Origin of the sequence: Streptomyces sp. NPDC006544 (genome assembly GCF_040611715.1) — a bacterium.
Lineage (GTDB): Bacteria > Actinomycetota > Actinomycetes > Streptomycetales > Streptomycetaceae > Streptomyces.
Window position 1 is genome coordinate 67194 of sequence record NZ_JBEXOV010000029.1, and the last position, 15160, is coordinate 82353.

Genomic DNA, 15160 nt, shown 5'->3' on the forward strand with positions numbered 1-15160 from the left:
CGCCCCTTCGGTCAGTCCCTGGGAAGGCCGAGAATGCGCTCGGCCACGACGTTGAGCTGTACTTGCGTGGTGCCCCCGGCGATGGTCAGGCAGCGGGACATGAGCATCCCGTGCACGGCGCGCCCCGCCGCCCCCTCGCTCACCGCGCCCGCCGGCCCGAGCAGTTCGAGCGCGAGCTCGGCGGTCTTCTGCTGGTGCGGGGTCTGCACGAGCTTGCGTACGGAGGCGCCCGCGCCCGGCTCCAGTCCGGAGACCTGCTGCAAGGTGGTGCGCATCCCGATGCAGGCCAGGGCGTGCGCCTCGGCGGCGAGCTCACCGATCCGCACCCGGTGTCCGCCGTCGAGTTCGGCGGAGCGCGCGAGCAGCGCCTCCAGGCCGGTGTCGAAGGTCATCTGGTCGGCCATGTGCACGCGTTCGTTGCCGAGGGTGTTGCGGGCGACCTTCCAGCCCCCGTCGGCCGCGCCCACCAGGGCGTCGGCGGGGAGCGCGACGTCGTCGAAGTAGACCTCGTTGAAGAGGGCCTCGCCGGTGATCTCCTTGAGCGGCCGGATGTCGATCCCGGGGCTCTTCATGTCCACGATGAAGTAGCCGAGGCCCTTGTGCTTGGGGGCGTCCGGATCCGTCCGGGCGAGGAGGATGCCGTAGTCGGCGCTCTGGGCGGAACTCGTCCAGACCTTCTGCCCGTTGACGATCCAGGAGCCGTCCCCGGAAGCCGCGCGCTCCGCCTTCGTCCGCAGCGAGGCCAGGTCCGAGCCCGCCCCCGGCTCGGAGAAGAGCTGGCACCAGGTGACGTCCCCGCGCAGCGTCGCCAGCAGGAAGCGCTCCTGCTGCTCGGGGGTCCCGTAGGCCAGCAGCGAGGGCACGACCCAGGTGGCGATCCCGAGGTCGGCGACCTTGACCCCGGCGGCCTTGAGTTCCTGCTGCACGACGAGCTGCTCGACGGGGCCCGCGCCGAGTCCGTACGGCGGCGGCAGGTACGGGGCCGCGTAGCCGGTCGGCGCCAGCACCCGGCGTGCGGTGGCGGGGTCGAGCCCGGCCGCGTCCGCGATGGCGGTACGGGCCTTCGCGCGGTGGGACTCGGCCCCCGCGGGCAGCTCCAGCCGCAGCTCGCGCCGCGCCCCGGCGGCGGCGAGCCGCACGGCCCGCACCCGGTGGCCGTCGCCCGATCCGAGGAGCTGGCGGGCGACCACGGCCCGGCGCAGGTAGATGTGGGCGTCGTGTTCCCAGGTGAAGCCGATGCCGCCCAGCACCTGGATGCAGTCCTTGGCGCAGGAGTACGCGGCGTCCAGCGCGGTCCCGGCGGCCAGCGCGGCCACCAGTGAGCGCACGTCGGCCGGTTCCCCGGCGGCCTGCGCCGCGTCCCAGACGAGCGCCCGGGCCTGCTCCACGCGCACCAGCATGTCGGCGCACAGGTGTTTGATCCCCTGGAACCGGCCGATCGGCCGCCCGAACTGCTCGCGCACCTTCGCGTACTCGGCGGCGGTGTGCAGCGCCCAGGCGGCGGTGCCGCAGGCGTCGGCGGCGAACAGCAGGCACGCGAGGTCCCGCACGAGGGCGGCGTCGAGCTCCAGCAGGCCGCCCGGACCGGTGGTGACTCCCCTGGCCCGCACCTCGGCGGTCGGCCGGGTCGGGTCGGCGCTCTCGTGGGTGCGGACGTCCAGCGCGGCCGCGTCCACGGCGAACCAGCGGGTCCCGTGCGCGGTCTCGGCGGCGAGCAGCACCACGTCGGCCTCGCCCGCGCCGAGCACCGGCGGCGCGGTCCCGTCGAGGAGGTACCCGCCCTCCACCGCCACGCCGGTCAGGTCCCCGGGCCCGAGCGCGACGGCCCCGACCCGCCCGTCGAGGGGCTCGGCCCCGGCCCGGTCCAGGAGTACGGAGGCCAGCGCGCTCGGCAGGTACGCCCCGGGCAGCCCCGCCCGGGCGGCCTCCTCCACCACGACGGCGAGGTCGAGCAGGGTCCCGCCGTCCAGGTGCGGCTCCAGCAGGCCGGAGGCGACGAGCCCGTCCCAGTAGGCGGGCCGGGAGCCCGTCTGCGGCGGGGTGTCGAGGAGTTTGCGCACTTCCTCGGGCGGCACGGCCCGCGCGACCCAGCCGCGCACGGCCTCGGCCAACTCCCGCTGTTCCTGTGTGATTCCGATGCCCATGCGCGGCAGAGTAGAACACGTTCCATTCTGACGGAAGGTCAGAACTGTAACGTGTTCTTCCTTCGCCGGTCGGCATGCGGTGCCCGTCCGGGCGTCAGTTCCGCCGGTGCGGTCCGAGGTCGCGCAGGACGGCCGCGAGCTCTTCCGGGGTCGGGGCCGGGGCGGGCAGCGGCGCCGCGGGCCGCATGCCGGCCCGCAGGCCGTCGAGGTAGAGGGCCAGCTGCCGGCGCCAGGCGTGCGGGGGCGCGGCGGTCGCGAGCGAGGGGACGGAGCGCCCGAGCGTGGCCAGGGAGAGGAGCACGTCCTCGACGGTGACGTCGGGACGCATCGCGCCGTCCCGCTGGGCCCGGCCCACCAGCAGGGTGAGGGTCTCGTGGTTGTGCGCGTGGACAGCGTCGAGGGAGGTGACGCCCTCGATGGCCGTGGTCATCAGGTCGTTCGCCCCCCGATCGGCGGCCAGCACCGCGAAGACCGCCTCCAGGTAGCCGGCCAGCGCGGCCCACGGGTCCGCGGCGCGGCGGGCTTCCTCCCCGGCGTCGACGGTGCCGTGGAGCGTGTTCTCGAACACCGCGTCGATCAGGGCGGCCCGGGTGCGGAAATGCCGGTACAGCGTGGCGTTGCCGACGCCCGCCCGGCGGGCGATCTCGTCGAGGGGCACATCCAGGCCCTGCTCGGCGAAGGCCTTGCGGGCCGCGGCCACCAGCAGCTCACGGTTGCGTCGCGCGTCGCGCCGTAGCGGCTCGGGCCGTTCGGTGCCCGCCGCCATGTCCACTCCTCGCGTCGCCGGTGACGTACCGGGGATCGCCCCCCGGTACGGATGCCCCCGCATGCTAGCCGGACGGGCGCCGTCCCCCCGGCAGCGGCGTCGGCGGCCGGGGCCGGGCGGGGCAGGGCGGAGGTGTCACGCGGCGAGCCGCCGCGACCACCGCACCGGCAGGGCCGCCACACCCCTGAGCATGGCGTTGGGGCGGCGCGCCAGGGATCCCGGGTCGGCGTCCAGGGCGAGGTCCGGCAGCCGGCGCAGCAGCGTCGCCAGGGCGGTGCGCCCTTCGACGCGGGCGAGCGGCGCGCCCAGGCAATGGTGGATGCCGTGGCCGAACGCGAGGTGCCCGCGGGAGGCGCGCCGGATGTCGAAGCGGTCGGGGTCGGGGAAGTGGCGGGGGTCGCGGGAGGCCGCGGCCAGGGAGAGCATCACCGTGTCGCCCGCCGGGATGCGGACCCCGGCGATCTCCACGGGTTCGGCGGCATGGCGGAAGGCCGCGACGGTGACGGGCCCGTCGTGGCGGAGCATCTCCTCCACGGCTCCGTCGATCAGGCTGCCGTCGGCCCGCAGTGCGGCGAGCTGGTCCGGGTGGCGCAGCAGGTTGAGGACACCGCCGGAGATCAGGTTGACCGTGGTCTCGTGCCCCGCGACCAGCAGGAGGAAGGCCATGCCGAGCAACTCCTCGGGGGACAGCCCGTCCTGCTCCGCGGAGGCCCGGACCAGGGCGCTCATCAGGTCCTGGCCCGGAGCTGCGGCCTTGGCGGCGATGAGCGAGGCGAAGTACGCGCCCATCTCGCCTCCGGCGGCGGCGGCCGCGGCGGGTGAGGACGGCGCCACGAGCTCGGCCGACCAGGCGTGGAAGTGGTGCTGGTCCGCGAAGGGCACCCCGAGCAGTTCGCAGATCACGGTCAGCGGCAGTGGCAGCGCGTAGCCGGCGACCAGGTCGACGGCCCCGGCCGGGGGAAGGGCGTCGAGGAGCGAGTCGGCGATCCGCTGGACGCGGGGCCGCAGCGCGTCGACGCGTCCGGCGGTGAACTCGCGGGCCACCAGGGCGCGCAGCCGCGTGTGCTGGGGCGCGTCCACCTGGAGCATGTTCAGCCCGATGACGTTCCCGCCGTCGCTCTCCCACGTCGCGGAATGCCGTATGTCGTTGCGCAGCCGGGTGTCCGTCAACGCGGCGCGCACCTCGTCGCGGCCGAGCACGAGCCAGACGTCCCCGCTCCCGGGCACGTGGATGCGGTGCACGAGGCCCTTCTCCCGCAGCGCGGCGAAAAGGGGGTACGGGTCGGCGGTGACGTCGACGCCCGCGGGGGCGAGTTCCTCAAGCGTGGGGGCGGGCATGGCAGTTCCTCCCAGAGGCAAAGCGGGGACGACTCCCCGTTTCTCAGCGGAACGCTATCACTAAACGGGGAGCTCTCCCCGTTTCACTGGCCGGCCACGGCGCCCCCCGTGCGATCAGGCCGGGCCGGGCGGTCCCGCCCTCGTCCACCCGGCCCCGCGGAACCGTGGCCGTGGCCGCGACCGCCGCGCGCTCCCACCCCCGGGCCCCACCCCGCCCCCGGCCCGGCCCCGGCCCCGGCCCCGGCGGGACCGCAGCCGTCGGCGGGAAGGCGAAGGCGGAGGCGAGGGCCAGGGCGGACCGGGGGGCGACCGCGGCCGCGGGGGGTCAGGACCGCTGGTAGTAGTACCCCTCGCCGTGCGAGGGCCCCACGTTGTGCTGGAGCCCGACCGGCTCGCTCCGGGTGAAGAACGACGGGTCCAGCACCCCGCAGAACTGGCCGGTGGACTTGCTCTTGTCCACGGCCGCCGCACCGACGTTGATCCGGGTCCCGTCGGCGGTCACCGAGACCACCTTGGCGATGTTCTCGCAGTGCCCCATGCCGGTTTCGCCGATCAGCCGGACCGACCCGGACCGCGTGACGATCACCGTGTCCGGTTGGCCGATGTTGAAATTGCCCTTGTAGGCCCACGTGCCCGCGAAATAGGCGGGCACCGCGTCGCCGCCGGTGGAGCCGCCGCCGCTCGGCGACCCGGAGCCGCCGGGGGTCGCGCCCGAGGCGGCGCCGCCGGGGCTGCCCGCGCCTCCCGCGGCGGGGCCCGAGCCGGTGCCCTTGGTGGGGCTGGTTCCCGTACCGCCCGCTCCGCCCGGGCTTCCGGCTCCGCCGGGCGTGCCGACGCCCGCCGCGGCGCCCTGCGCACCGCCCTGCGCGGCGGCGCCGCCCGGGCTCGAGGCGCCGCCGACCTGGCCGCCGACCTGGCCGTCCTGGGCCGGAGCCGTGGGGCTCTGGGCGCTGGGCTCGCCCGGGGTCGACGCACCGCCCGTCTCGGAAGGGGAACCGCCGGTGCCGGGCGTCACGGGAGCGCTCGCGGCCGGGGGCGAGGCGTTCCGCCCGCCGTCACCACCGCCCCCGAACGGCTGGATCAGGGCCACCGTGCCGCCGCCGACCGAGAACACGAGGACGGCCGGCACGGCGACGGTCCACCGCCGCCGGCGCCCTGACCGCTCGCCCCCGGCGGTGCCGCTCCCGGCCGACGAACCGACCACCGGCCCGATCACCGGACCGGACACCGGCCCGGCCGCAGGCCCCGCCACCGGACCGCCCGTCGCGTCGACCACGGCCCCCGCCACCGACCCGTCGGGCGTCTCCGCCGGCCGCAGGCCGACGGTCGCCCGGTCGGGGCGCCCGGTACCGTCCCCGCCCACGCCCTCCCGCTCGGGCTCCGCCTCCGCGTCGAGCAGGCGCGCCGCCTGCTGGGCGAGGCGCGCCACCACCTTCGGAGGCAGCCAGGCCCCGCCGACCACCGCCGGACGGACCCGCTCCGGATCCTCCAGCAGCTCCTCGACGCCCGGCCGTTCGTCGATGCCCTTGGTCAGGCAGCGGCCGATGAACGCGCGCAGGGCCTCGTCCCCAACCTTCTCCAGCTCCGGCTCGCCCTCCACGATCTGGAACATCACCGCGTGCTGGTTGTCGGCGCCGTGCCCGAAGGGCAGCTCGCCCGTGGCCGCGTACATCAGGACGCAGCCGAGGGTGAACACGTCGCTCTTCGCCCCCGCGCGCTGCCCGCGCACCTGCTCGGGCGACATGAACCCGGGCGAGCCGACGACCAGGCCGGTGCTGGTGAGCATCGACTCGACGGAGGTCTCCAGGGCGCGCGAGATCCCGAAGTCGATGACGCGGGTGCCCTCGACGGTCAGCATCACGTTCGACGGCTTGAGGTCGCGGTGCACGATCCCGGCCGAGTGGATGTCCTTCAGCGCACGCAGGAGTCCGTCGCCGAGGGCGTGTACGGATTCCACGGGCAGGGGGCCGTGCCGGCGCACGATCTGCTCCAGCGAGAGACCGGGGACGTACCCCGTGGCCACCCAGGGCCGGTCGGCGTCCGGATCCGCGTCGAGGACGGGCGCCGTGTACCGCTCGCCGACGCGCCGGGCGGCGTCGATCTCGTGGCGGAAGCGGGCACGGAACTGCGCGTTCGAGACGTGCTCCTCGTGCACCACCTTCACGGCGACCGTACGTCCGCCCTCCGACCGGGCCAGGAACACCCGCCCCATGCCTCCGGCGCCGAGCCGCCCGAGCAGCAGGTAGGGGCCGATCCGGCTCGGATCCCCGGCCGCGAGCGGCTTGATGCCCCCGTCGACGTAGTCGTCGTCCCGGCCGTCCCGGCCGTCACTGATCGCACTGCTCATGCTGCCCGTCCCCCGGTGATCCCCTGTGGCCGTCCGAACCGGCCCCCGGCCGGTCGAACCCGCCTCAGGGTAAAGGCAGTTGATTGCAGGATGAAGGCAAGGGTCGCCGACAGGGAGCGCTCCGGGGCGCCCCGTCCCCCGGCGCGCCCGGCGGCGGGGTCGGCCTCCGCGTCACGAGGGCTTCGGCCGGGTGGTTCCGGGCAGGCAGGTGATCGCCGGATTGTAGGTCTGGAACGCTCCCTTGGGGTTCTCCTTCCAGAGCCACAGGTGCAGGGCGTAGTGGACGGGCTGGCCCGGGAAGTGGCCGGGATGGGGTCCCGTGAAGGACCGGCCGAACAGCTTCGGGCGGTCCTCGTCCGTCGTCAGGTCCTGGTCGCGGTCGTAGACCACCCACTGGACGCCGGTGAGGCGCTTGCCGCCGCGCCGGTCGTCCTCGTAGAACAGCGCGGCGGGCTTCGCCGGGTCGACGGAGTTGTCGTAGGCGTGGCGGAAGTGCGGGTAGCCGAGGGCGCCCGAACCGGCGGGGTCCTGGACGCAGTACTTGTCCGGCACGTAGCCCGCCTTCACCGCGGCGGCGTGCCGCTGGTACGGGGCGGTCGCGCGGTACGCGGCCGCGCGCTCGGCGGCGGCCCTGGCCGAGCCCGCCCCGGAAACGGCCGCGGCGCGGGCGGACCGGGCGGCGGCCGGAGCGGGAACGTCGGAAGCGGGAACGGCGACGGCGGGAACGGCGACGGCCGCCCAGGCGAGCGTCGCGGCTGCCGCGAGAATCGGGGCGGAACTGCGGAGCATGCGGACTCCATCCGTGGCGGGCTGGTACGGAGCAGCTTGTCCCCGGGCCATCGGCCCCGCCACGCGGCCGGACCGGACGGCGGACGGCTGACCCCCGATCGGCCCACGGCACCCGGCGGCGGCGCTCTGACTCGAACGAACCAAGGACCGTTTCGCGACCGATCCCCACGGGGAACCGGTGTGTCCACAGCACACCGATGTTCACGGAGGACGCGGAACATGACTCAGCAGAAACCGGCACCGGACGCGCCGCCGAAGGGCGGCGAAGCGCTGCACGACCTCGTCTCGTCCGTGTCCAGGGGTGCGCCCCAGTACCGTACGTGCCCCCACTCCGCCTACGCCGCCCTGCGCGAGCAGGCGCCGGTGTGCCGGCTGACGCCTCCGCACGGCGTCGACACCTACCTCATCACGCGCTACGACGACGCCCGGGACGCCCTGTCGGACCCGCGGTTCAGCAAGGACATGCGCGGGGCCCTCGACACGTACCACGCGGTGTTCGGCAGCTTCTTCGACGCACTCGACGACAACGTGCTCTTCTCGGACCCGCCGCGCCACACACGACTGCGCCGCGCCCTCAGGAGCGCCTTCACCCCCCGCCGGGTGGAGGCCATGCGGCCGAGGATCACGGAGATCACCGAGGGACTCCTGCGGCAGTGCCGCGCGAGCGGAACGGTCGACCTGATGACCTCCTTCGCGTTCCCGCTGCCCATCGCCGTCCTGTGCGAACTGATGGGGATCGAGGAGGCCGACCGGCCCGAGCTCCTGGAGCAGTTCGGGGTGGTGACGCGGTCCCGGTTCAACCCGAAGATGCGGGCGGAACTGAAGACGGCCGAGGAATGGCTGCAGAAGCGACTGGCCCGGCTCGTCGCGCACACGCGCGCCAACCCGTCGGACAGCTTCCTCAGCGACCTCATCAGGGCGGAGGACAGCCTCGACGACGCGGATCTCGTCTCGTCGCTGTGGGTCCTGTTCTTCGCCGGCCACAAGACCACCGCGTACCAGATCGGGAACTCCGTCCTCGGCCTCCTCCTCCATCCCGGTCAGCTGGAGAAGCTGCGCCGGGACCCGCGGCTGATCCCGGGCGCGGTCGAGGAACTCGTGCGGTTCGAGGGTTCCGTGGAGACCTCCACGTTCCGCTACGCGACCGAGGACGCCGCGATCCGGGGGACCGTGATCCCCAAGGACTCCCTCGTCCAGATCGCCATCACCTCGGCCAACCGCGACCCCGAGAAGTTCGACTCCCCCGACGTCCTGGACGTGACCCGCACGGGCATCCAGGGGACGCACCTGGGATTCGGGCACGGGACGCACTACTGCCTGGGAGCGCCGTTGGCACGGCTCGAGCTGGAGATCGCGCTCGGCTGCCTGCTCCGCGAGTTCCCGGACATGGAGCTGGTGGACGAGGAGGCGAGCAGGGGGGCGTGGCTCAAGGGCCCCGTGCCGGCGTTCCGCGGTCTGGAGCGCCTCGAACTCGTCCTGGAGCCGCAGCCGCGGGCCGGCGAGCGGCCGGCACCGGCGCCCGCGGCCCACGAGGCCCCGGTGAGCTCCGCGGCCCCAGCGCTTTGACCCGACGACCGACGGACGGTGGACCCATGCAGGACTTCGGGAGTACGTCGGGCCTGGCCCTCGGCGAGGCCCTCACGGAGGAGCTACGGATCTCCGCCGGGGGCGTCGCCGAAGACGTGCGGGCGGCGGGGAACGCCGCCCCGCCGGGCCCGGACAGGGCCCTCGGGGTCCAGCCGAAGATCGACGTGCACCATCACTACTGCGCGCCGGAATGGCGCGAATGGGCCGAGCGCCACGGGCTGGTCGACCCGGCCGCCCTCCCCCGGTGGGCGCACCTCGGCGCCGAGGACGCGGTCCGCTTCATGGACCGGGCGGGGATCACGACGGCGGTGCTCAAGCCCATGCTGCCGGCCCGCTACCGCTCGTCGGCGCAGTTGCGCGAGGCCGTCGCCATCACGTTGCGTTCCATGATGGAGGTGGCCGGCTCGCACCCCGGCAGGTTCTCCTACTACGTTCCGCTGTTCCTGGACGACCACGAGGCGTCCTCCTGGGCCGTACGCCGCGGACTCGGGCAACTGGGCGCGGTCGGTGTGAACGTCACCGCCAACTACGGGGGCGTCTACCTCGGAGATCCCGCCTACGACCGCATCTTCGCCGAGCTGAACGAGCTCTCCGCCGTGGTGGACACCCACCCGCACCATCTGCCGGGCGGCCGGCCCGGGGCGATGACGGTCCCGGGCATCCCGAACTTCCTGTGCGACTTCCTGCTGGACACCACGCGGGCCGCGGTGAACATGATCGGCCACAGGACGCTGGACCGCTTCCCCGACCTCTCCGTGATCCTGCCCCACGCGGGCGGATTCCTGCCGTACATCGCCCACCGCGTGCAGGCCCTCGGACGGTTCTGCGACCCGCCGGTCGACCCCGGCGCCGTCCGCGACCACGTGGCGCGGTTCTACTACGACACGGCGGGGCCGATGGCACCGGCCGCGACGCTCCTCGCCCACGTGCCCGCCGACCGCATCCTCTTCGGCACCGACTGGCCGGCCGCGCCGCCGGACACGGTGACGGACCTGGCGCTCCCCGCGCTCGAGGCGGACCCTTCCCTCACCCCCGAGCAGCTGCGCGGGATCTACCGCGAGAACGCCCTGCGGCTGATCCCGCAGCTGGCCACGGTCTGACGCTCCGAGCGGCGCGTCCCCCCGCCCCCTTCCGGGGCGGGGGGACGCGCCGCTCACTGCTTCTCGACGGGGGCGGGGGCGGCGACGGGGGCGCCGCCGGGCCCCGGCTCGGTGGGGCCGCCGGGGAGGAGGAGTGAGGCCAGCGCCGCGCCGGCGGTGAAGAGGGCGGCGCAGAGGAAGGCGTTGCCGTACCCGGCGGTGAGGGCCTGGGCGGCGGGCCCGGCGTGCGCGCGGGTGGTGTGCGAGGCGACGGTGGCGAGGATCGCCACGCCGAGTGCGCCGCCGACCTGGCGGGAGGTGTTGACCAGCCCGGAGACCAGGCCCGCTTCGCGCGGGGCGATGCCGGCGGTGGCCGCGGCGGTGACGGGGAGCATGGCCAGCCCCAGCCCGAAGGTGCAGAGCACGAAGGGCGCCGCCACGTCGGTGGTGAACACCCCGCCGACGGTGACGCGCGACAGCCACAGGAAGCCGAGGGTGCTGACGCCCATGCCCGCGACCAGGAGGGGACGCGGCCCCGTGCGGTGGATGAGCCGGGTGGAGAGCCGTGTTCCGAGGATGATCGCGAGGCAGCCCGGCAGGAACCACAGGCCGGTCTTCAGGGCGCTGTAGCCGAGGACCTGCTGGAGGTAGAGGGAGAGCAGGAACCACATCGCGAACATCGCGGAACCCAGGCCGGCCATGACCAGGTTGGCGAGGGCCAGGGTGCGGCGGCGCAGCAGCGCGAGGGGGACCAGCGGGGCGGCGACCTTCGACTCGACGACCACGAAGGCCGTCAGCAGCAGGACGCCCGCGGCCAGGGCGGCCCCGACGTGGGGCGAGGTCCAGGAGGCCGTCTCGGTGGAGATGATCCCGTAGACGAGGGCGGTCAGACCGGTCGTGACGGCCAGCGCACCGGGCAGGTCCAGGCGGGGCGGCCCGCCCTGGCCGGCGCGGGGGCCGGGCGGACGGCCGCCGGGCACGTGCAGGAGGGCGGCGGCGAAGAGCGCCGTGCCGAGGGGCACGTTGACGAAGAACACCCACCGCCAGCCCGCGTACGCCGTCAGGAGACCGCCGATCACCGCGCCGGCCGCGCCCGCCCCGGCGATGACCGAGCCCCAGGCGCCCATCGCGCGCGTGCGGGCGCGCGGCTCGGTGAAGGTGGTCATGATCAGCGTGAGGGTGGCGGGGGCGAGGATCGCGCCACCGATCCCCTGGACGGCGCGGGCCGCGATCAGCGTCGCGCCCCCGGCGGCGAGTCCGCAGGCGAGCGAGGCGGCCGTGAAGGTGGCGAGGCCCGCCAGGAAGGTGCGCCGGGCGCCGACCAGGTCGGCGGCCCGGCCGCCCAGGAGCAGCAGGCCGGCGAAGCCGAGCGTGTAGGCGTTGACGATCCACTGCTGCCCGGCCGGACTCAGGCCCAGGGAGGCCTTCATGTCGGGGAGGGCCACGTTCACGATCGAGACGTCCAGGACGACCATGAACTGGGCCGTGCAGGCGATCACCAGGATCATCGCGTTCCACGCGGGGCGGCGCGTGGACGGTCCGTCTTCTGTGTGGAGTGCGGGCGGAGTGCTGGCCATGGGCGTCCTCACGGGCCTTGCGGGCTCACGGGCCCTACGGATTCGGGTCCTATGGCCAACGACATCACCCGAAACCGGCAAACCGCCCTGAAAACCCGACGCCGCCCCACCAGGTCACCCCCACGGGCGTGCGAGATCCGCATCCGCATGCGCGGACCCGCCCCGGGCGTCAGAGACCGCGCACGAAGACCGCGAAGGCGTCGGGGGCGACGGTGAAGGCGGGACCGTCGGGGTTCTTGGAGTCCCGGACGGCGACGCGGCAGGGCTGGGTGGCGACCTCGACACAGTTGCCACCGGTGTCGCCGCTGTACGAGGCCTTGCGCCAGGTGGCGGCGCCTAGGGGGGCGCACTCGACGCACTGGCCGCCGGTGTCGGAGCTGTACGAGGACTTACGCCACAGCGCGCCCGTCAGGTCCTGGATGGTCTCCATAGCGTTCCTCCATTACACGGGCGATCCGTGCCGCCGAGTCCTCCACGGAGAGGGCGGCGGCTTGGAGGTGATCGTAACGGAGCGAACCTTCCCTGAGCGCTTGCGGATTGGCCGTCATATGGCCTTGGACGAAGTCCTCCGTGTAGACGACGTCCGGGTCATCGTCGAAGCGGAGAAGGCTGAACGAGCCTGGCAGTCCGGCATGAGCGCCCGCCTCGAAGGGCAGGATCTGAACCTTGGCCCACTCCCAAGTCCGCAGAGACAACAAGTGAGAGAGCTGGTCTCGCATGACCTTGGCACCGCCGATCTGCTGATAGAGCACGGCCTCACTCATCACCACCCACATGAGCGGCGGATTCTCCCGGCCCAAGATGCGCTGTCGCTCCATACGGGCGGCAACCTTCGCGTCGAGGTCTTTCGGATTGCGCACCCCAAGGACCGCCCGCGCATACGCCTCGGTCTGCAGCAGGCCATCCACCAGCTGCGCCTGAAAGGTGGAGATGTACGTCGCCCGCGCCTCCATCTCCGCGTACGCCTGGAACCAAGTCGGCAACTGGCTCCGCAGCACCAACCCCACCAGCCGGGAGAACACCCCGCCCGTCCCGAGCGCCGCGTCGATCCGTTCCGAGAAGTCCCGGGTCGGTACCTTCCGCGCCGTCTCGATCTGGCCGATCAGCGAGGCCGCACAGAAGACGATGTCCCCCAACTGCCCCTGTTTCAGCCCGGCGGCCTCCCGCAGGCGGCGCAGTTCCGAGCCGTAGTAGTCCAGCGGCGAGGCGCTGGGATCGAGATCGCGGATGTTGACCATGGAGCGGTCACCCCCAAGTGCACACCGTGCTGCGTTCGTTTCGGTCCATAGCCGAGCGTAACCATCCCGCTCCAGCCTGGTGACATGAATCTCGCAACTGAGCCTTCCACGGACGACGTTGACGTCAGTTACCGCATGGGCTTCACCGTCGGTGACCACTCCGCCCGGCACATGCGCCGCATCCTGCGGCTGTTCCTGGCCCGCTGGGAGCTGGACGCGCTCGCGGACGCCGCCGAGCTCGCGCTGACCGAGCTGGTGGTCAACGTCGTGCGCCACGTACCCGATCGCGGCTGCGTGGTGCTGATCCTGCGGCAGCCGCAGGGGCTGCGCGTCGAGGTGGCGGACGGCTGTCCCGCGCCACCACGGGTGGCGGCGCGGGACGGCGACGGGCTCGCGGAGGGCGGGCGCGGCCTGCTCCTGGTCGAGGCGGTCACCGACCGCTGGGGCACGGATCCCGATCCCACCGGGAAGACGGTGTGGTTCGAATGCGACGTGATCCAATGAGGGATGACTTCGTTCTGGACCGGAAAACGGATACGTCTGCGCGGGATCGAGCCCGAGGACTGGAAGGCGTTCCTGCGCTTCGCCGAGGACGAGGAGCGGCTCGGGGACCTGCTGCACCCGCCCCGGTCCGCCGCGGGGTTCCGGGCCTGGGCGGACGAGCGGGCGGTCGCCCAGCCCGACGGCGACTGCTTCCAGCTGGTGATCGAGGACGCGGACACCGGGGAGGTGGTCGGCGCCGTCGGATCGCACCACGCGGACCCGCACGCGGGCTGGTTCGAGTACGGCGTCACGATCGCCGCCGATCACCGGCGCAAGGGCTACGCGGCGGAGGCCGCCGTACTCCTCATGCGCTTCATGTTCGCCGAGCGGCGCTTCCACAAGTGCGGGGCGCGGGTCTTCGCCCACAACGAGGCCTCGCTCGCGCTCCAGCAGCGGCTCGGCTTCGTCGAGGAGGGCCGGCTCCGCGATCAGGTCTTCCTCGGCGGCCGGTACCACGACGTCGTCATGGTGGGCATGCTCGCCGAGGAGTTCGCCGAGCTGCACGGGATGACGGGATGACGGCGCACACGGCATGACGGCATGACCTGACCGATCGGCGAGCCGGCCCTCCAGCCGGCTCAACGGGTGCGGGCGTGCTCCACGGCGGCCGAGGCGAGCCCGGCGATCAGCGGGTGGGCGCGGGTGCCGTCGCCGTCGAGCTCGGGCTGGAAGAGGGTGGCCAGGAAGAAGGGATGGGCGGCCAGTTCGGCGATGCGGAGGTCGCCGGACTCGTCGGCGCCGGTGAAGGTCAGGCCGTGGGCCCGCAGGAGGTCCAGGTGGTGGGGGTTGGGGCCGTAGTTGCAGTGGTACCGCGCCTCCGTCCGGTCGGTGCCCAGCAGTTGGGCGGCCCGGGAGCCGGGGGTGAGCCGTACGGTGCCCTCGTGGCCGACCAGCGAGCAGGCCAGCGGGACGATCACGGCGTCCGCTCCGGCGGTGGACGGGTCGTTCTCGGCGTGTGCGGCGCGGTCCAGGCCGCAGACGGTGCGGGCGAACTCCAGCAGGGCGTGCTGGAAGCCGCCGCAGGTGCCCAGGAAGGGGATCGCGCCCTCGCGGGCGTCCCGGATCGCCGCCAGGACGCCGGCTTCGCTGCGGTAGGGGCTGCCGGGCAGCACCCAGACGGCGTCGAAGCCGTCCATGCCCTCGCCGGCCTCCTCGGTGGGGATCCAGTAGGCGTCCAGGTCCAGCCCCTCGCGCACGCGCAGTGCCTCCAGCAGGCCGGGGATCCGGGCGTGGGAGCGGACGGCGTCGGAACGGTCGCCGACCAGGGCGATGCGGGCGGTGGGGTGCGTGCTGTGGCTCATGGGTCCCATCCTGCGGACGTCCGGGCATCAGGTCCAACGATGATTCCCGGTGCGCGCATTAGCGATACTGATGCCATGGATCCGCATCTCCTCCGCACCTTCGTTGCGGTCCTCGGCCACCGCTCCTTCTCCGCCGCCGCCGCGGCCCTCGGCTACACCCAGTCCGCCGTCTCCCAGCACATCGCGACGCTCGAAGCCGATCTGGGAACCCGGCTCGTCGAGCGCCGTCCCGTAGCCGCCACGGCGGCCGGCGCCCGGCTGATGGAGCACGCCCCCGCGCTGCTGCTCCGCCTGGACGCCGCCCGCGCGGACATCGCCCGCCTGCACCGGGCGCCCACGGACCGGCTGATCCTCGGGGTCGCCCTCCTGGACGTCGCCCAGCCCCCAGATCGGCTGCATGTGCCGCTGCTTGTCGAGCTTGAGGCCCTCGGTGTTCACCGACCGGTCGAGG

General features: G+C 73.7%; 13 protein-coding genes and 1 pseudogene. 5 read left to right on the forward strand and 9 right to left on the reverse strand.

Annotated features, from left to right (window positions below; translation table 11 throughout):
* Positions 1–11 precede the first annotated feature (11 nt).
* The 5 genes from ABZY44_RS16400 to ABZY44_RS16420 all read right to left on the reverse strand — a co-directional run bounded on the left by ABZY44_RS16400 (position 12) and on the right by ABZY44_RS16420 (position 7384).
* A complete protein-coding gene (locus tag ABZY44_RS16400; RefSeq protein ID WP_356654204.1) occupies positions 12–2144 on the reverse strand; it encodes an acyl-CoA dehydrogenase family protein in 2133 nt (710 codons plus the stop codon).
* 94 nt (positions 2145–2238) lie between these two features.
* Entirely contained in the window at positions 2239–2910 is a 672-nt protein-coding gene (locus ABZY44_RS16405) for a helix-turn-helix domain-containing protein (RefSeq protein WP_356654206.1), read from the reverse strand.
* A gap of 135 nt (positions 2911–3045) precedes the next feature.
* Positions 3046–4248: a cytochrome P450 gene (locus ABZY44_RS16410; RefSeq protein WP_356654208.1), complete on the reverse strand. Its 1203-nt coding sequence runs from the start codon at positions 4246–4248 to the stop codon at positions 3046–3048.
* Between the two features lie 325 nt (positions 4249–4573).
* Positions 4574–6595 (reverse strand): protein kinase, encoded by a 2022-nt coding sequence (locus tag ABZY44_RS16415; protein WP_356654210.1) that lies wholly within the window; start codon positions 6593–6595, stop codon positions 4574–4576.
* A 171-nt stretch (positions 6596–6766) separates the two neighbouring features.
* A complete protein-coding gene (locus ABZY44_RS16420) occupies positions 6767–7384 on the reverse strand; it encodes a hypothetical protein (RefSeq protein ID WP_356654212.1) in 618 nt (205 codons plus the stop codon).
* Between the two features lie 219 nt (positions 7385–7603).
* Between ABZY44_RS16420 and ABZY44_RS16425 the strand changes: the two genes are divergently transcribed.
* Positions 7604–8950 (forward strand): cytochrome P450, encoded by a 1347-nt coding sequence (locus tag ABZY44_RS16425; RefSeq protein ID WP_356654214.1) that lies wholly within the window; start codon positions 7604–7606, stop codon positions 8948–8950.
* A 26-nt stretch (positions 8951–8976) separates the two neighbouring features.
* Positions 8977–10071 (forward strand): amidohydrolase family protein, encoded by a 1095-nt coding sequence (locus ABZY44_RS16430; RefSeq protein WP_356654216.1) that lies wholly within the window; start codon positions 8977–8979, stop codon positions 10069–10071.
* A gap of 53 nt (positions 10072–10124) precedes the next feature.
* Here the strand turns inward: ABZY44_RS16430 and ABZY44_RS16435 are convergent, their stop codons facing one another.
* The 3 genes from ABZY44_RS16435 to ABZY44_RS16445 form a co-directional block, all read right to left on the reverse strand.
* Positions 10125–11627, reverse strand: a complete 1503-nt coding sequence (locus ABZY44_RS16435; RefSeq protein WP_356654218.1) for an MFS transporter — start codon at positions 11625–11627, stop codon at positions 10125–10127.
* Positions 11628–11796: 169 nt separating this feature from the next.
* Complete coding sequence (locus ABZY44_RS16440) at positions 11797–12057, reverse strand: DUF397 domain-containing protein (RefSeq protein ID WP_356654220.1); 261 nt, start codon at positions 12055–12057, stop codon at positions 11797–11799.
* The gene (locus tag ABZY44_RS16445) at positions 12017–12865 is read right to left on the reverse strand and encodes a helix-turn-helix transcriptional regulator (protein ID WP_356654222.1); all 849 of its coding nucleotides are present in this window, start codon (positions 12863–12865) and stop codon (positions 12017–12019) included. Before ABZY44_RS16445 ends, ABZY44_RS16440 begins: the two co-directional genes overlap by 41 nt.
* Positions 12866–12949: 84 nt before the next feature.
* Between ABZY44_RS16445 and ABZY44_RS16450 the strand changes: the two genes are divergently transcribed.
* The gene (locus ABZY44_RS16450; protein WP_356654224.1) at positions 12950–13369 is read left to right on the forward strand and encodes an ATP-binding protein; all 420 of its coding nucleotides are present in this window, start codon (positions 12950–12952) and stop codon (positions 13367–13369) included.
* Between the two features lie 3 nt (positions 13370–13372).
* Positions 13373–13927 carry a GNAT family protein gene (locus tag ABZY44_RS16455; protein WP_356654226.1) on the forward strand — a complete coding sequence of 185 codons (555 nt, stop codon included), beginning with the start codon at positions 13373–13375 and terminating at the stop codon, positions 13925–13927.
* A gap of 59 nt (positions 13928–13986) precedes the next feature.
* Here ABZY44_RS16455 and ABZY44_RS16460 read toward each other — a convergent pair whose 3' ends face one another.
* Positions 13987–14709, reverse strand: coding sequence for a hypothetical protein (locus ABZY44_RS16460; protein WP_356654228.1), 723 nt, complete (start codon positions 14707–14709; stop codon positions 13987–13989).
* Between the two features lie 75 nt (positions 14710–14784).
* Here ABZY44_RS16460 and ABZY44_RS16465 point away from each other — a divergent pair.
* A pseudogene (locus ABZY44_RS16465) lies at positions 14785–15042 on the forward strand (LysR family transcriptional regulator); the annotation flags it as partial.
* Between the last annotated feature and the right edge of the window lie 118 nt (positions 15043–15160).

Coding starts and splice junctions, on each gene's coding strand:
- ABZY44_RS16400 (WP_356654204.1), bottom strand. CDS start 2,144: ATGGGCATCGGAATCACACAGGAACAGCGGGAGTTGGCCGAGGCCGTG.
- ABZY44_RS16405 (WP_356654206.1), bottom strand. CDS start 2,910: ATGGCGGCGGGCACCGAACGGCCCGAGCCGCTACGGCGCGACGCGCGA.
- ABZY44_RS16410 (WP_356654208.1), bottom strand. CDS start 4,248: ATGCCCGCCCCCACGCTTGAGGAACTCGCCCCCGCGGGCGTCGACGTC.
- ABZY44_RS16415 (WP_356654210.1), bottom strand. CDS start 6,595: ATGAGCAGTGCGATCAGTGACGGCCGGGACGGCCGGGACGACGACTAC.
- ABZY44_RS16420 (WP_356654212.1), bottom strand. CDS start 7,384: ATGCTCCGCAGTTCCGCCCCGATTCTCGCGGCAGCCGCGACGCTCGCC.
- ABZY44_RS16425 (WP_356654214.1), top strand. CDS start 7,604: ATGACTCAGCAGAAACCGGCACCGGACGCGCCGCCGAAGGGCGGCGAA.
- ABZY44_RS16430 (WP_356654216.1), top strand. CDS start 8,977: ATGCAGGACTTCGGGAGTACGTCGGGCCTGGCCCTCGGCGAGGCCCTC.
- ABZY44_RS16435 (WP_356654218.1), bottom strand. CDS start 11,627: ATGGCCAGCACTCCGCCCGCACTCCACACAGAAGACGGACCGTCCACG.
- ABZY44_RS16440 (WP_356654220.1), bottom strand. CDS start 12,057: ATGGAGACCATCCAGGACCTGACGGGCGCGCTGTGGCGTAAGTCCTCG.
- ABZY44_RS16445 (WP_356654222.1), bottom strand. CDS start 12,865: ATGGTCAACATCCGCGATCTCGATCCCAGCGCCTCGCCGCTGGACTAC.
- ABZY44_RS16450 (WP_356654224.1), top strand. CDS start 12,950: ATGAATCTCGCAACTGAGCCTTCCACGGACGACGTTGACGTCAGTTAC.
- ABZY44_RS16455 (WP_356654226.1), top strand. CDS start 13,373: ATGACTTCGTTCTGGACCGGAAAACGGATACGTCTGCGCGGGATCGAG.
- ABZY44_RS16460 (WP_356654228.1), bottom strand. CDS start 14,709: ATGAGCCACAGCACGCACCCCACCGCCCGCATCGCCCTGGTCGGCGAC.